This window comes from Enterococcus durans NBRC 100479 = LMG 10746 (assembly GCF_001544215.1).
GTDB lineage: Bacteria > Bacillota > Bacilli > Lactobacillales > Enterococcaceae > Enterococcus_B > Enterococcus_B durans.
On sequence record NZ_BCQB01000010.1, the window covers coordinates 37,585 to 55,073 of the forward strand.

Genomic DNA, 17,489 nt, shown 5'->3' on the forward strand with positions numbered 1-17,489 from the left:
ATTCTTTTTTTTTTTTTGAGATAAACCGGCCAATCAGATGGGCGTGTTTTTAGCTAATTTCTAAAAAAATCTTAAAATAATTTTTTTTTTAGAGAATTTTCATTTTTGAAGAGCAGAATATACAAAAATGAATAGAGAGAAGTGATATGTGTGACACGTTTGAAAAAATTGTGCCAAAATCGTCTGATGATTGTTCTGATCGCCAGTTTTTTCTTTTGGTTAAAAACAATTTTTGCCTATTGTATTGATTTTTCATTGGGAGTAGAAGGAAGTATCCAATACTTTATTTTATGGATCAATCCGATTGCAACAACACTGCTTTTTTTTGGCTTATCTTTATATATAAAGAAGCCCAAACCAGCGTTGTTTGTCCTTTTGATCATTGATATTTTAAATACATTAGTTCTATATTTGAATATTATCTTTTACCGTGAATTCACTGATTTCATTACGGTGAAATCTGTATTAGGATTTTCAAAAGTATCACAAGGTCTTTCAGGAAGTTCTTTTTCTTTGATGGAACCCCATGATATTTTATATTGGGTGGATATTCTCATCTTTATCGGTCTACTTGGTTGGTTAGTCGTGAAAAAAGTTCCACTAAAGAGTCCGGCTGTGCCCAAACCAGTTGCGCTAGCCCTCACTTGTCTATCCGCTTTGATATTTTCTGGTAATTTAGCGCTCAGTGAAGCGAATCGCCCTCAGTTATTACAACGAACGTTCGATCGTTCTTACATCGTGAAATATTTAGGGATCGATGCTTATACGATTTACGATGGCATCAAAACGGGAATGACGAGTAGCGTACGCGCGCATGCAAGCAGTAATGGAATCGATGAAGTACTAGATTATACGAAACAACATTATGCTGAACCAAATCCCGATACATTTGGCATTGCCAAAGGAAAGAATATCATTGTATTGCATTTAGAAAGTTTTCAGCAATTTTTGATCAATATGAAGGTGGATGGTCAAGAAGTCACGCCATTCTTAAATAGTATTTTTCAAAATCAATCAACGATCAGTTTTGACAATTTCTTCCATGAAGTGGGTCAAGGGAAAACAAGTGATGCAGAAAATATGTTAGAAACTGGTACTTTTGGGTTGCCTCAGGGTTCATTGTTTACAGAGCTTGGCTCAGATAATGTCTTCCAAGCAGCGCCAGCAATCCTTGGACAAAGCCAAGGATATACAAGTGCTGTCTTCCATGGGAATGTTGCTAGCTTCTGGAATCGGGATCACGTGTACAAAAACCTTGGGTACGAGAATTTCTTTGATCGTTCTTATTTCAAAGATTCAGATGAAACTCTTGGGTATGGCATTTTGGATAAAGATTTATTTAGTGAATCTACCCAATATTTGGAACACTTACAACAACCTTTCTATGCCAAATTCTTATCTGTCACGAACCATACTCCTTATTATACAGATGATAAGAATTTTGACTTTCCGTCATTGAATACAGGGAATAGTACGGTAGATAATTATGTACGAACCGCTCATTATCTTGATCAATCATTAGAACAGTTCTTTACGTATTTGAAGAAATCTGGTATCTATCAAAATTCGATGTTTGTGATCTACGGGGATCATTTTGGAATCTCCAACACAGACAATGCAGATCTCGCAACAGCGCTAGGGAAAGATGCTGCGACTTGGAATGAATTTGACGATGCTCAAATGCAAAGGGTACCGTTGATGATCCATATCCCAGGATATACGCAAGGAAAAGTGAATCACGAGTATGGTGGAGAGATCGATGTATTACCGACTTTGTTGCATCTAGTAGGTATCGATGATAAGAATTATATCCATTTTGGAACAGACCTATTGTCTGCCAAACACGATCAAGTAGTTGCATTTAGAAATGGAAACTTTGTTACGCCGGATTATACCGTCTTAGGTGGAAAAACCTATAATAATCAAACAGGTGAAGTTATCGATGAAAAAACAGCAGGAATCGAGGAAGAGATCAAACAAGATCAAGATAAAGTGAAAAAAGCGTTAAGTCTCTCCGATAAATTGAATCAGGAAAATCTTCTAAGATTCTATGTCCCAGAAGGATTTGAAACGATCGATCCTAAAAAATATGATTATAAAAATGAAGCACAAAAAAATGAATCAATCGAAAAACAAAAAGGAAATAGTTCAACGAGTGTCTATTCAAAAAATGGCAATAAAACAACGACGAACCTTTATCCAATAGAACCAGCAACAAGCAAATGATCATACTAAAAAACTTCTAAAGAGACTGGATGTTCCATTTCTTTAGAAGTTTTTTTTATAATTCATGAATTTTTTATTTTTTGCGTATTTGATTAATGAATGAAACAAATTTTTAGTATTGAACGTTCTTGCTTCATTCTGTTCTTGGATGAGGGAAGAGCCAATACAAAAATCTGGATGTATTCAAACGATGGAGGAGGAATTTTATGTACGATGGGAAATTGATCAAACAACTTAGGGTGAACAGAAAACTGACACAATCACAATTAGCGCAAGGAATCTGTTCTAAAACGTCTTTAGTAGGGATTGAAAGTAATTCAGTAAAAAAAATATCCTTTTTGACACTGAAAGCATTTTTAGAACGATTAAATATTTCTTTGGCTGAGTACGAATGGTTACGTAATCAAATGGATGAACCAAAGAAAATCAAGAAAAGTCGTCATCTTTTAAACAAAGTCCAAGAAGATAACTTCGATCCTTATAAGGAAATTGCAAATAATCGCAAACAATTCAAAAAAACGACGGATCTCTATTATCTGGTATTGAATTTACAGATGTTTTGGGAAACAGAAGGGGAGTTGCAATTAGAGTTTTTAAAATATGAATGTCGGACAATTGAAGAGTATTTTATGCAAATGAGAGAATATGGACTCTTCGAATTGGGGATATTAGCTGAGTTTCCTTACATATTCAGTGATTCATTCATTGATAATCATTATTTAAAAATCAAGAAAAGAATGCGGCTGTTGCCAGATTCAAAACTATCGGATCAATATTTATTTACTTTTTTAAAAAACTTAACCATTTACTATATTGATAAAAAACGTTTCAAAAAAGCCCGTAGTATCAATGAAGACATGTACCGCAGTTTAGCTCACAAAGAAAAGTCAACGATCATTTATGAGATGCTGATGCTTGAGTATTACCGGCGGATGATTGCTGCAGCTTTAGGCGAACCGATCATAGAAGGAACGAATACACTATTTTCTGTGATTGAATACACGTTGGGAAAGAAAGAACGCGTGGCACTTGAAGAAAAATTAGCAGCCGTTGGACACCAGAGAAGCGACGGCAGATAAAGTGGATTAGTACAAAAAAGCACAACAATGACCAGCCAGAGATTTCCAAATGCTAAGCACAATTAGAAATCTCTGGCTGAGTGATTCAGTGAAGGTTCTGGTATCATCTTTAATTGTTTAAATCGGGGTGGATGATTGCTGCCTTATTCTTTTGCGTATCAAATAAGGGAAAGAACCGATTGATTTCATTGGTTGCAGAATCACGGGAATCAGAAGCATGAATGATATTTTCTGTTCCAGGTAAAGCATAATCACCACGGATCGTTCCTGGAACGGCATCGACAGCTTTTGTTGCGCCAACCATCTTGCGGACGATGTCGATTACATCGTCACCAGCTAAGACTAAATAGACAACTGGCCCCGAAGTCATGTAGTCGATCAATTCAGAAAAAAAACTACGCCCAGATAAATGTTGGTAATGCTCTTTTGCTAATTCTTCTGTCATAGTAGCAAATTTCATTTCGGTGATTGCTAAACCCTTTTCCTCAAATCGTTGGATGATTCGGCCGATTAAATGACGTCTTACACCATCCGGTTTAATAATGACAAGCGTTCGTTCCATCTCAATCACTCCTGTTCAATTGTTATAGTCTTATTATACTTGTGTCTATAAAAAGGTACAAATATTAGTGAAGTCTAGAATAGGTGACTGACAATAAAAAAAGCTAACAGTCGTTATTTAAAGATTTTCAAAAAAATCAAAAAAATAAGTTTGACATTCCTTCTATATGTTGTTATATTTACGGAGGAAAACTAAATAAGATTTGTTAGGTGAGGCTCCTATACAAACATAGGCTACTGCCCAAAAACGTCGAGAGACGCCAATGGGTAGAACAGGAATTGTCGAGACAAGGCTTTTCATAAGGTAGCTAAAAGCAAGAAGTTGCTTTTTACGTTGTACAGTGTCAAAACTCAACGATGAGATCAAAGAAGCTTTTTTCGTGTGCTTTTTCGACCTTTCGCTGGATTTTGGCGAAAGGTCTTTTTGCTTTTTTTACATTAGTCTTCCAAATTATGCGTAAAAGGGGTGATTTTGTTGGGAAGTTGAAGCTGAAAATAGAAAAAAATATGTTGGAAAGTAAACAAATAAAGGAGATGAGAACAAATGGATGACAGTCCTGCGAAAAAACAAGAGCGAGAGAAACTGCTGGCTGAGACTATTATCTATCTGTTTTCAGCCCCTTTAGGAACAGCTTTTTCTTTCTCTCTTCAATAAAATAACTGATCAGTAAAAAAGCTACCAGTACGTACTTTTTGGCTGACAAAAAGGAGAAGAATGAGATGGAAAAAAAGAAAGATACACAAAAAATCTATGCTGCATTTGCAGGTAAAACAAAAGAAGAATTACTACAATTTTTTCATTCAACAGATCGTGGGATGGAAGAAGAACAAGTTGAACAAGCAAGAGAACAGTATGGTGAAAACTCAATTTCTTATGGAAAGAAAACACCGTTTATTGTAGAAGTTTTGAAAGCATATATCACGCCTTTTACATTAGTTTTGATTGCTTTAGGTGTTATTTCATTTATCACAGAATATGTCTTAGCCGCACCCGGCGACAAGGATCTTTTTGGTGTTGCAATCATTTTTACAATGGTCATCGTCAGTGGAACAATGACATTGATCCAGTCTGTTCGTTCGAATCAGGCAGCTGAAAAATTAAAATCATTAGTAAAAGTGACCGCTGCGGTCAAACGAAATGGCAAATATACTGAAATCCCGATGGAAGAAATCGTCTGTGGTGACCTAGTGCGCTTATCAGCGGGAGATATGATCCCAGCAGACATGCGGTTATTATCCGCAAAAGATTTATTTATTTCTCAAGCGGCTTTGACAGGTGAAAGCTATCCAGTGGAAAAACAAGCACATGTTTATGAAGATGCGACACTTAGCGAAACAAGCTACGATAATCTTGCATTCATGGGAAGTAATGTCATCAGCGGAAGCGCTGAGGGCATCATCATTTCTGTAGGAAATCAAACGTTGTTTGGACATGTTGCGCAGACCCTCTCTGAAAAACCGATCAAATCAAGTTTCGAGATAGGGATCCATAAGACATCGATGTTGTTGATCAAGTTTATGGCGTTGATGGCACCAACGGTTATCGTTATCAACGGTTTTACTAAGGGTGACTGGTTAGAAGCCTTTCTATTTGGTCTATCGGTTGCCGTAGGATTGACGCCAGAAATGTTACCGATGATCGTCACTACTAACCTTGTCAAAGGTGCAAGTGTGATGGCGAACAAAGGAACAGTCATCAAAAATCTGAATGCGATTCAAAACTTTGGTGCAATTGATGTGTTATGTACAGATAAAACAGGAACGTTGACACAAGATAAAATCATTTTGGAATACCACATGGATTGTGAAGGAAAAGAAGATGACCGTGTGTTACGACATGCTTATTTGAATAGTTATTATCAAACGGGACTAAAAAATCTACTTGATGTCGCGATCATTGAAGAAGCAAAAGAAACATTGGCAACGGATAGCATCAATTATCGAAAAGTGGATGAGATTCCATTTGATTTTGAACGTCGTCGGATGAGTGTAGTAGTGGAAGATGTTGCGGGAAAAACGCAGATGATTACAAAAGGTGCAATTGAAGAAATGCTTAGCATCTCTAGCTATATCGATCTTGGGGGTGTTGTTAGTCCGTTAACGAAAGAGTTAAGAGAATCTGTCTTAGCAAAAGTAAGAGATCTAAACGAAGACGGTCTTCGGGTCATTGGAGTCGCACAAAAGACGAACCCAAGTGTAGTTGGAGAATTTTCTGTCAAAGATGAATCCGAAATGGTCTTGATCGGATATCTTGCTTTTCTTGATCCACCAAAAGAAACAACAAAACAAGCACTAAAAGCATTGAAAGATCATGGGGTGGCCGTAAAAGTTTTGACTGGTGACAATGAGTTGGTTACTCGTTCTGTTTGTCGACAAGTTGGATTAGAGATCAATGAACTGATTACAGGAGAAAAAATCTCAGAGATGGACGATCGTGAATTGGCACAAGTAGCTGAAGATCATGAAGTCTTCGTCAAATTAAATCCACAACAAAAAGCACGATTGACTACAGCTTTGCGCCAAAATGGGCACACGGTAGGATTTTTGGGTGATGGAATCAATGATGCACCTGCGATGAAAGTAGCTGATATCGGTATTTCAGTGGATACAGCGGTGGATATTGCCAAAGAATCAGCAGACGTGATTCTTTTGGAAAAAGACTTGACGATTTTAGAAAAAGGTCTTTTGTCAGGTCGAGAAACTTTTGGGAATATCATGAAATATATCAAAGCAACAGCAAGTTCGAATTTTGGTAACATGTTTTCTGTATTGATCGCTAGTACATTTTTACCATTCCTACCAATGTTACCGTTACAAATCTTGTTCTTGAATTTGATTTATGATGTATCTTGTATCTCTCTTCCTTGGGATCAAATGGATAAGGAATATTTAACTGAACCTAAGAAATGGAAAGCATCTAGTATTGGAAAATTCATGGCCTATTTTGGTCCAACCAGCTCAATCTTTGATATCACCACATACTTATTGATGTATTTTGTGATTTGTCCAGCTGTTGTTGGGGGAAACTTCCACTCATTGGATGCGAAACAACAAGTCATATTTATTGCATTGTTCCATGCCGGATGGTTTGTCGAATCCTTGTGGACACAAACGTTGGTACTGCACGCACTACGTACACCGAAGATTCCATTTCTACAAAGTAACGCAACATTTGCGATGTTCATCATTACCACTTTGGGAATAGTCGTAGGGTCCATTTTACCATTCACAGGCTTTGGTGCAGAATTAGGTTTGTTGCCTTTACCAGGAACGTATTGGATCTGGTTGATTGTGACGGTACTAGCTTACTTAGCTTTAGTCACGATGGTCAAAAAAATCTATATCAAAAAATTTGGTGAATTGTTATAAAATGAATTGATCTTACTGACAAAAAAAATCGATGTAGAAAAGAAAAAAAATCCACCTGAGCCAAAAAGAAGCGTAAGATGGTTTTGTATCAAGCAGGAGAATGTGGGACAAAAGTAAGAAACACTTTTGTCTCATACTTTAAAAACAAACAAACGGTGGGAGCAGAAGCAACTCCTTCTTAAATAAGCCGAAATTCACAAAAATTTGAAAAGCAATTTTCGTGAATTTCGGCTTATTTCTCGGAGTTAAACACTTCTATCCCAACCTCTTTCTGTGTTGAATCGAAAGGACAGTTTTGACACTGGTTATGCGATGTAACTGCTGTATAGTGATTTTGTCAGCACATGGATTAGGATAATTTTCATGAAATTTGCACTCATTTCTATACTTTCAACTGGTACTCATGCTAAACTAAAGGTATTGTTTTTTGAAAGGATTAGTGAAAGTATGAAAGGCGCAATATTTGATTTAGATGGTCTATTAGTCGACACCGAAAAAACATATCGTGATGGGTGGCTATGGGGCTTTGAGCAATATGGAATAGAAATACCAAAAGAAATCGTAGATGCCTGGAGCGGTAAAAACTGGAAGCAGAGTTTTGATATTTTAGTTGGAGCTGCCGGCAGTCTAGAGAAAGTGCAAGAAGTTCGAGCAATACGGGAGGAATACTTTTACCAAAAACTACGTGGTGGAGAAATCGCACTCAAACCTTACGCAAAAGAAATTTTGACTGAGTTAAAAAAACGCCAACTCAAATTAGGTTTAGCGACTACGACTGTTACAAAAAGAGCCACAGATATCTTAGAACAATTTGATCTGTCGCACTATTTCGATACGTTGACCTTTGGTGATGAAGTAGCGGAAAATAAGCCTTCACCGATCCCTTATTTGACAGCTCTCGAAAAGACAGGATTGCTTGCACATGAAGCCTTTGCGATAGAAGATTCACTAGTGGGAGCTACTTCAGCTTCACGTGCTGGTCTAGGAGTTGTTTTGATTCCAGATGCTAGTTTTGATCGAAACTACTCCGCCAAAGAAAAAGCTGGATTAACATTATTGGTTGAAGGAAAAGATTTGCGTATCGTTGTTGAAATGCTCGATAAAAAAACAATAAATTAAGCGAGATATAATTTTTTTTATTTTTATGCTTGACTTTTAAATTTTGTTAAGGTAAATTATGTCCAACAACAAAATAACTTTTCGTTGATGAGGAAAGTAAACTTGAAAGACTTCTCAGAGAGACTCTGTCCGGTGCAAAGAGTCAAGTTCGCAAAGTTGAAAAATGGCCTCGGAGAATAATCTGTCGATAGGTAGGCAGGTTCGGTTCACGTTCATCCGTTAAAATGAACACCAATCTCTTCAAATGAAGATGTTGGGCAGAGGGAAGGAAACTTCCGAATAAAGGTGGTACCACGATTGATCGTCCTTTTACTAACACAAAGTGTGTTGGTAAAAGGATTTTTTTTTAATATTTTTTGCGATGAGATAGTAAGTACAACTGGAAATCTTTTAACAGAGAGCTTCGACAGCTGAGAAGAAGCAAAGAGGAACAGTTAGAAAATGGCTATTGAGCATTTCACCCCGAGCAAAAATTGTGAGGCGGTGACGGTTGCGACCGATATCTTGCTAGAGTATGTATGTACTTGAAAAGGAGTTGAATGTGAGTTCAACTCGAAGATGAGGTGGTAACACGCAAAAGGCGTCCTCAAGAAAGTGATAAAGATCATTTTCTTGAGGATGCCTTTTTTAGTATAAGAAAAGGAGGAAACAAGATGATTGAATTACAAAATATAAGTGTCCGTTTTCACCAAAAAGATAAAGTGATCCAAGCTGTAGAAGATGTCGACTTGTTTATTGAAAAAGGGGACGTATATGGGATCGTTGGTTATTCCGGTGCAGGAAAGAGTACGTTGGTCCGAGTGATGAATCTGTTACAAAAACCTACAGAGGGAAAAGTCATTATCAATCAAACTGATTTAGGCAAGCTTTCGGCAAAAGAGCTAAGAAAAGAACGAAAATCGATTGGGATGATTTTTCAACATTTCAATTTAATGGAGAACCGCACGATTTTTGACAACGTTGATTTTTCACTGAAGTATACGGGAAAGTCAAAACAGGAACGTCGTCAAAAAGTGAGCGAACTTCTAGAGTTAGTTGGATTAGAAGAAAAAACATCTGCCTACCCGAATCAACTATCGGGAGGGCAAAAACAGCGTGTAGCGATTGCTCGCGCATTAGCAAATGAACCGAAAGTTTTATTATGTGATGAAGCCACGAGCGCACTTGATCCAAAAACGACACATCAAATCTTAGCCTTGCTAAAGGAACTTAACCGTAAGCTGGGATTGACGATCGTCTTGATCACGCATGAAATGCAAGTAGTCAAGGAAGTATGCAACAAGGTGGCGGTGATGGAAGATGGGAAAATCGTAGAAAAAGGTAGCAGTGTCCAGATATTCAGCCATCCACAAGAAGCGTTGACAAAAGATTTTATTCGTACAGCTACGCATTTAGATCAAGCACTTGAAACAATTATTGGACATCGAGCTTTTGCAGAACAGATCACGAATAAATGGTTGGTTGAATTGAGTTATGTGGGGAATCAGACGAATGAACCGTTGATTGCACAGCTCTACAGCAAATACCAAGTGACTGCTAATATCCTTTATGGAAATGTTGAATTGTTGCAAGAAACACCGCTTGGAAGTTTGATCGTGACACTCGCAGGTGAAACGAATCAACGGCAAAAGGCACTGGACTATTTGATACGTTTGGGTGTTCGAGTCAATGTGCTACAGAAGAATGAAGAAAATGAACAAATCAAAATTGCAGAAGGGGGAATTTGACATGAGCAGTTTAGTTGAAAAATATCTACCGAATGTTTACTTGATTCCAGATGAATTCATTGAAGCGACAAAACAGACCCTGTATATGTCTTTTTGGACAGCGTTGATCGGTGGTATTTTAGGAATTATTTTAGGAATCACGTTAGTGGTGACTAGACCCAAAGGATTGTTAGAAAATCGTTTATTCTTTGAGATTTTGGATAAAGTGATCAATGTTATCCGTTCAATCCCGTTTATTATTTTGTTGTCTTTATTGGCAGTGACGACCAGATTTTTAGTTGGTACAACAATCGGTGCAAAAGCAGCACTCGTTCCTTTGATTTTTGGAGTCGTTCCTTTCTTTGCCCGCCAGATCGAAAATGCCTTACTAGAAGTTGACTCAGGAGTCATTGAAGCAGCAGAAGCAATGGGAACGAGCCCTATTGGAATTATTCTTCGTGTTTATTTATTAGAAGGCCTACCTGGAATCGTGCGAGTATCTGCTTTGACGATCATCAATGTGATTGGATTAACTGCAATGGCAGGTGCTGTCGGAGCAGGAGGACTAGGGAATTTAGCTATTTCTAGAGGATATAATCGATTCCAGACAGATGTAACGATCGTAGCAACATTATTGATATTAGCACTTGTTTTTTTAAGTCAATTCATCAGTAATCTAATTATAAAAAAAATAGCACATTAAGTTGGAGGAAAAAAATGAAAAAAATTATTCGATTTGCCACAATTGCCATTGTTGCCCTGATTTGGTTAGCAGGATGTTCCCAAGGAAAAGCAGCTACCAAAGATACAGCAAAAGAAACTACCGTAAAACTAGGGATCGTCGGCGAGGATACGGATGTATGGGATGATGTAAAAGCACGTCTCAAGAAAGAAAATATCAATTTGGAATATGTAAAATTTACCGACTACAATCAACCAAATGCTGCACTAGCAGATGGATCGATCGATTTGAATTCATTTCAGCATCAGTTCTTTTTGGATAACTATAACAAAGAGCATGGAACAGATTTGGTTTCGATTGGGAACACGGTAAATGCCCCATTAGGTATCTATTCAAACAAGATAAAAGACGTGAAAAAAGTCAAAGATGGTGCAAAAGTAGCTATCCCGAATGACGTCACTAACGGAGGTCGGGCATTATTACTTTTACAAACAGCAGGACTGATCAAAGTAGATAAATCAAAAGGTCAAACGCCGACAGTCTCAGACATTACTGAAAATAAAAAACAGTTGGATATCTCAGAATTAGATGCTTCACAAACGGCGCGATCATTGAATGATGTAGATATTTCTGTTATCAACAGCGGTGTGGCAGTAGATGCAGGATTTACCCCTACAAAGGATGCGATTTTCATAGAACCAGTAGATGACAGTGCACGTCCATACGTGAATATCATCGTTGCTAGAAAGAAAGACGAAAAGAACAAGACTTATCAAAAAGTAGTAGATGCATACCAAACGAAAGATACAGCGAAAGTGATTGAAAAAACATCAAAAGGGTCAAGTGTACCAGCATGGGACACATTTGGACGCAAATAACAAAACAAATTAGAGGAGGAATTACTTATGACAACATCAACGATCACAACAAACCAATTGCAGGAAGCTATCCAAAAGAGATTATCAGCTTACCAAGAACTAGCACTAGATATCCATAATCATCCGGAAGTGAGCAACTATGAATTCTATTCTTCAAGCGCATTGGTCCATCAATTGGAAAAAGAAGGATTTGACGTAAAGACTGACGTAGCAGGACATCGCACTGGCTTCGACGCTCGTTTTGTTTCTGGCAAACCAGGGCCAGTGATTGCTTTCCTAGCTGAGTTTGATGCTCTACCAGGTATTGGTCATGCGTGTGGGCATAATTTGTTTGGCACATATTCAGTGTTAGCAGCAAGTATCATCCGTGAAAGAATTGCAGAAATCGGTGGAGAAATCCGTGTATATGGTACTCCTGGCGAAGAAGGAGGAGAAAATGGCTCAGCAAAAGGCAGTTTTGTTCGTGAGGGATTTTTCGAAGATGTAGACGCAGCATTATGTGTGCATCCTGCATATCGCTATGGAAAAACAACAGAGTCATTAGCGAATGATCCAGTGGACATCAAATTTTATGGTGTAGCCTCCCACGCTGCAGCAGCTCCAGAAAAAGGAATCAATGCACTAGAAGCACTGATCCAAGTATTTAACGGCATCAATGCATTACGTCTTCAATTGCCAAAAGATGTCAATATCCACGGTATCATCACAGATGGTGGCGTAGCGGCAAATGTTATCCCAGAATATGCTGCAGGAAGATTTTATTTGAGAGCAAGCAATCGACCAACATTGGATGAAGTATACAAAAAAGTGGAAAATATCGTTAAAGGGGCAGCATTGAGTACAGGAGCAACTTATGAATTTGGCCTATTCCAAAATGCAGTTGATGATGTGATCGTTACACCTTCATTTGATGAATTGTTCTTCCAACATACTGCAGAAGCTGGAGTTCCGGAGGAAGAAATTGAACGGAAACTACGTACAAGCTTGGGCTCTTCAGATGTAGGTAATGTCAGCCAAGTGATTCCTACCATCCAACCAACTGTGTCGATTTCAGATGATTATATCGCTGGCCATTCGGAAGAATTCAAAGCAGCGGCTAAGAGTGAAAAAGGATTGGCTTCGATTGCGATCGCGGCTGAATGTTTAGCAGCGACAGCGTTGGATCTTTTTGAAAACCCAGAATTGTTAGCACAGATCAAAGAAGAGCATCAACAAATCGTAGCAAAGAAAAAGGACGAGGGCTCTACGTTCTAAGCAATTCATTGCAACGTTATTTTCAGAAAAATAAGAAAATTATTCCATTTAGGTTGACAAACAAAGAAGAAGAAGGTAAACTTCATGAAAGTCAACTTTTCACATAGTAGCATTTGGGTGTTTAGTCCAGAAAGTCGGTGGTTGCTGTGAACCGATCAAGCCTTGATGACGAAGTACATGAAAAGGATTCAATAATTGAATAGCTAATCAAAGTGAAAAACAGATCTGTTTTTAATTAAGGTGGTACCGCGGAGTCATTCGTCCTTAGTTGAAAACAGGTCTTTTTGTTTTAAATGAAGGAGGAAACGCAGATGAATTGTGGCGGGGTCATTCGATATTTACTCTTTTTTAGGTCTTAGATTAACTTAAAAAAGGAGAATTATCATGGAGAGAAAAGCAAAACCAAGTTTTAAAGAAGCAGTTTTAGTGTTAACAGTGATTGTATTAAGTATTGCGATTGGGGTAGTTGGGCTAAAATTATCACCCAATATCACAATTTTGGCAGCGATCGGCATGGTCATGCTTTACGCTGTTGTGAAGAGATACCCAACGGAATGGCTTCATGAAGGAATCATCAACGGGATAAAACCAGGGATCATTCCGATCTTTATCTTCATATTAGTTGGTTCACTGATTGCGGTATGGATACAAGCAGGGATCATCCCAACATTGATGGTCATTGGCTTCAAACTGATTAGTGTTCAATGGTTCGTTCCATCTGTATTTGTTGTTTGTGCAATCGTTGGTAGTGCGGTCGGTAGTGCCTTTACCGTTATGTCTACGATCGGCATCGCCTTTTTCGGCATCGGTACAACATTAGGACTGAACCCAGCTTTAGTAGTAGGTGCTATCGTGTCAGGGGCTGTCTTTGGCGATAAAATGTCACCTCTATCTGAATCAACTAATTTAGCAGCGGCAATCGTTGATGCGGATCTATTCAAACATATCAAGCATATGATGTGGTCAACAGTTCCTGCATTCATTGTTTCCTTTATCTTGTTTGCGATTTTAGGTCATACAAGTAAAGGGGCAAGTTTATCAGCAATCCAAGAAGTCACAACGACACTAGAAGCCAACTTTACCATCTCCATCTGGTCATTGATACCGTTATTTCTTATGTTGTTATGTGCATGGAAAAAAGTTCCCGCCATCTTGACCATCTTATTGAACATCGCTGTTGCAGTAGGTATGATTTTCATCCAAGACCCACAGACATCACTGAATGGATTGGCAACTGTCATCGAGTCAGGATTTGTAGCAAAAACAGGAAATCAACAAATTGATGCGTTACTTAGTCGAGGCGGGATCGAAAGCATGATGCCAACGGTTTCCCTGATTATTTTAACTTTGTCGCTAGGTGGTTTGCTTATTGAGTTTGGGTTGATCTCAACCGTTATGGATGTCGTTTCTAAAAAAATGACGAATACGCCAAAATTGATTTTTACTACTTTAATGACAAGTATCGGTGTGAATCTGTTTATTGGAGAGCAATTTTTATCAGTGATTTTGCCTGGTAATGCCTTTAAAGAAACATACCAAAAAGCTGGATTTGATCCGACCGTACTAGGACGGACATTGGAAGATGGCGGTACAGTTATCAATTACCTTGTTCCTTGGGGAATCGCCGGCAGCTTTGTTGCTAGTACTTTTGGGGTTCCGACGTTGACATACTTGCCATTTGTCTTCTTTAGTCTATTGTCGCCAGTGTTCTCAATGGTCAGTGCTTTTACTGGATTAGGTGTAGAAAAAATTAGTAAAGAACCTGTTGAAGCACAACAAGAAAACGCCCAATTTGAGTAAAGAAAAGTAGAGTCGAACGCTCCTGTTCTAGTTAGTAAAAAGTCGTATCACTTTGAAAATCGGGAAACCTTTTTTCAAGATGATACGGCTTTTTTAGTGTCATCGTTTCAAAACAAGCGGATATCCATAAAAGTTGAAGCGCTCGATCATTCAATTTTATCTTCTAATCACAATAAAAAACAAGCAACTGATTTGCGACAATCTAGTTCCTTGTTTTTTGTGATTCATTCAATTGTTTTTTAGCCTTTTTGCATGGCGAAGGAGTCATTTTTTTTACGATAACTAAAGAAAATGATCAAGTAAAGCAATGCAGTCAATACAGTAACCCCGATAGAATTTGTTAACAAGATACCTATCAAGATCAATCCTAAGATGACCAAAGCGAGTAAATTCACACATTTTGCAAACAAGGTACCTCGTTTTAAAGAGAGGATAAAAGCTGCGGCACTGATCATGATCCATATCACTAGTACTGTATAGGAGAGGGAACCGGCAAGATAACCAAACAATTCATCCCCTACAAAATAAGAAAGTACAACGCCAAGATATAAGATACTTGCACAAAAAAGCACAGAACGTTGAGGGACATGGTGTCGATTCAAAACAGCAAGTTTATTGGCTGGACCTTTTTTATCCTTCAATCGAAAATACAACAGACGGGAAGAAGCATAGACACCGGAGTTGATTGACGAAAAGAGTGCGAGTACGATCACGAAATTGACGATATCTGGTGCAAAAGGAATATTCATTTTTTCAAATACCATCACAAATGGGCTAACTGTTGTTCCTGCCAAATTATTCCAAGGGAAAATAATCAATAGTAAAAACAATGGAATAATATAGAATGAAATGATTCTTCCCATTACCCCACGAATTGCTTTGGGAATAGCTTTTTTAGGGTCATCAGCTTCACTAACCGTGATAGCGATCAGTTCTGATCCGCCATATGAATAGATCACTACGAGTAAAGAGTTAATGACTCCTTTCATGCCATGGGGAGCAAATCCGCCATGGTTCGTGATATTTTGCAAAGTAGGGAAAACGCCATGTCCCAACATTTGCTGACCCACTAGATAGATACCGAAAATGATCAGCAAGATGATCACGCTGATTTTAGCAAAGGCTAACCAATATTCTGTTTCAGCGAATAATCGGACAGAATACAAGTTGATCAACGTAGTTAAAACAGCTAAGATCAAAACAAACGCCCAAGTAGGGATATGAGGAAACCATAATTGCAAGAAAGAAGCTGCAGCAACTGCTTCTGCAATGATATTGATCGTCCACATGGAATAATAGACCCAATCCACAAAATCAGCAGAATGCGAACCTAAGAAAGGACGGACAAGACCTGAAAGACCATGCTGAGTATCGCCACCATCTAGCACCAGTTTCCCTAAACCATTCATAACGATGAATAAGACACATCCGCCAATCAAAAAGGCAATCAAGACAGAAGGGCCGGCAATACCGATTGCTTCGCCACTTCCTTTAAATAAACCAGCACCGATAGCACCACCTAATGCAAGCATTGTGATGTGTCTGGAGCTAAGTTGTTTTTTTAGTTTGGTGTTTTTAGTTTTTTCCATAAAGAACTCCTTTTCTAGTAATATCAAACCGAAATGTTTGTTTTTTAATAATTAAATAATCAGCTACTTTGAAAATAACTTGTTTTATCATAGCAAATTATCTGATAATTTCAACTATTCTGTAAATGTTTTCGGTTACTTTAATGAAAACATCATAAATTTGCCATAATGACTTGTCCTAGTAAGTGTGATTGTTCGCTTTTATTTTGCGAAAGCAAGCGTTTTATTCGCTTTTTTGATCGTTAAGGCGATATGATAGCAAAAAGTAGTATTCTTCTATATTGAGATTTGAAAGCGAGGGGATTGAGATGACTGCATCACCTATTTTATTGATTCCAAAAAATCGATCGTTGTACTTTTTTCCATCTATTGATTCACTCGACGTAATAACAGCAAAAGAGTTATTTGTCCCAACATTTTTTTCTTCCTTTCAAAAAAAGTTGGCGACCTATGAACTGATCATTTTTTTAGATTATGGCTTTGAACTTGAGATGGCGCAGATGATTCGTCCCTATACAAATGCGAAGATCGTGCTTTTTTTCTGGAATCATTTCAAAGAAGAGCATTTCAATTTATTAAAAGCAGCAGAGCAAGAACCGGCAATCAATGAGATCTATCATTTTGATTTTCTAGAAGCACGAGAGATTGGATTGAAGCATAACAGTTCTTTTTATTCTAAACATATGGTTATGCCAAAAGTCGAGATCACGTCTGATCTATTTTTTGGTGCGACGAACCATGGACGTAAAAAACGTGCAGAAGCGTATAAACAAGAGTTTGAAAAACGTGGAATAAAACCAAATTATTTTATTCTTCCGCTGAAAGGAAACGAACAAGCCGGTTATCTTTCTTATACAGAATACCTAGAACGAACGGCTCATTCCCGGGGTATTTTAGAACTTGTACGGGAAGGACAACGGGGAGTGACCTTGCGAACCTTTGAATCACTTTATTTTGAAAAAAAATTAGTGACGGATAACGAAGCGGTGAAGCATTATCAATTTTATGATCCTCAAAATATTTTTCTTCTTCAAGAAAGAGCATTAGACGAATTGCCTGATTTTTTAGCTACACCTTATCACCCAGTTGATACAGCGCTTCTTGAATTTTTTGATGCGCAAGCATGGGCTCAACGTTTTTTACAGCAAGATCAGGAGATATACCGACAGTATGAGTACCGTGAAGTAAAATAGAGGAAACCAACAAACAAGAATAATGAAGTAAAT

12 protein-coding genes, 1 riboswitch and 2 other annotated features are annotated in these 17,489 nt (G+C 37.9%); of the genes, 10 read left to right on the plus strand and 2 right to left on the minus strand.

Features of this window, described 5'->3' with window-relative positions:
- Positions 1-150 precede the first annotated feature (150 nt).
- Positions 151-2,226, plus strand: a complete 2,076-nt coding sequence (locus tag ED2_RS04450) for an LTA synthase family protein (protein WP_005877228.1) — start codon at positions 151-153, stop codon at positions 2,224-2,226.
- A gap of 206 nt (positions 2,227-2,432) precedes the next feature.
- Positions 2,433-3,305 carry a helix-turn-helix domain-containing protein gene (locus ED2_RS04455; RefSeq protein WP_005877229.1) on the plus strand — a complete coding sequence of 291 codons (873 nt, stop codon included), beginning with the start codon at positions 2,433-2,435 and terminating at the stop codon, positions 3,303-3,305.
- Between the two features lie 109 nt (positions 3,306-3,414).
- Here ED2_RS04455 and ndk read toward each other — a convergent pair whose 3' ends face one another.
- A complete protein-coding gene (gene ndk / locus ED2_RS04460; RefSeq protein WP_005877232.1) occupies positions 3,415-3,867 on the minus strand; it encodes a nucleoside-diphosphate kinase in 453 nt (150 codons plus the stop codon).
- A gap of 194 nt (positions 3,868-4,061) precedes the next feature.
- Positions 4,062-4,236: riboswitch (M-box (ykoK) riboswitch) on the plus strand.
- A 323-nt stretch (positions 4,237-4,559) separates the two neighbouring features.
- Here ndk and mgtA point away from each other — a divergent pair.
- From mgtA to nhaC, 7 genes are all read left to right on the plus strand, one after another.
- Entirely contained in the window at positions 4,560-7,235 is a 2,676-nt protein-coding gene (mgtA, locus tag ED2_RS04470; protein WP_255209466.1) for a magnesium-translocating P-type ATPase, read from the plus strand.
- Between the two features lie 447 nt (positions 7,236-7,682).
- Positions 7,683-8,354 carry an HAD family hydrolase gene (locus ED2_RS04475; RefSeq protein WP_025479895.1) on the plus strand — a complete coding sequence of 224 codons (672 nt, stop codon included), beginning with the start codon at positions 7,683-7,685 and terminating at the stop codon, positions 8,352-8,354.
- A 75-nt stretch (positions 8,355-8,429) separates the two neighbouring features.
- Positions 8,430-8,666: a binding site (T-box leader), on the plus strand.
- Between the two features lie 40 nt (positions 8,667-8,706).
- Positions 8,707-8,945 (plus strand) — a binding site (T-box leader).
- 62 nt (positions 8,946-9,007) lie between these two features.
- Positions 9,008-10,081, plus strand: a complete 1,074-nt coding sequence (locus ED2_RS04480; protein ID WP_005877242.1) for a methionine ABC transporter ATP-binding protein — start codon at positions 9,008-9,010, stop codon at positions 10,079-10,081.
- Position 10,082: 1 nt separating this feature from the next.
- Positions 10,083-10,763, plus strand: a complete 681-nt coding sequence (locus ED2_RS04485) for a methionine ABC transporter permease (RefSeq protein WP_016177016.1) — start codon at positions 10,083-10,085, stop codon at positions 10,761-10,763.
- A 14-nt stretch (positions 10,764-10,777) separates the two neighbouring features.
- Entirely contained in the window at positions 10,778-11,620 is an 843-nt protein-coding gene (locus tag ED2_RS04490) for a MetQ/NlpA family ABC transporter substrate-binding protein (RefSeq protein WP_016177017.1), read from the plus strand.
- A gap of 27 nt (positions 11,621-11,647) precedes the next feature.
- A complete protein-coding gene (locus ED2_RS04495) occupies positions 11,648-12,874 on the plus strand; it encodes a M20 family metallopeptidase (RefSeq protein WP_005877248.1) in 1,227 nt (408 codons plus the stop codon).
- 384 nt (positions 12,875-13,258) lie between these two features.
- On the plus strand, positions 13,259-14,674 hold the full coding sequence (nhaC, locus tag ED2_RS04500; protein WP_005877250.1) for a Na+/H+ antiporter NhaC: 1,416 nt from the start codon (positions 13,259-13,261) through the stop codon (positions 14,672-14,674).
- A 239-nt stretch (positions 14,675-14,913) separates the two neighbouring features.
- Here nhaC and ED2_RS04505 read toward each other — a convergent pair whose 3' ends face one another.
- On the minus strand, positions 14,914-16,263 hold the full coding sequence (locus ED2_RS04505; protein ID WP_005877252.1) for an amino acid permease: 1,350 nt from the start codon (positions 16,261-16,263) through the stop codon (positions 14,914-14,916).
- A 308-nt stretch (positions 16,264-16,571) separates the two neighbouring features.
- On the opposite strand from ED2_RS04505, the gene ED2_RS04510 reads away from it, so the two are divergent.
- The gene (locus tag ED2_RS04510) at positions 16,572-17,456 is read left to right on the plus strand and encodes a WaaS/CpsH family glycosyltransferase (RefSeq protein ID WP_005877254.1); all 885 of its coding nucleotides are present in this window, start codon (positions 16,572-16,574) and stop codon (positions 17,454-17,456) included.
- The last annotated feature ends 33 nt before the right edge of the window (positions 17,457-17,489 follow it).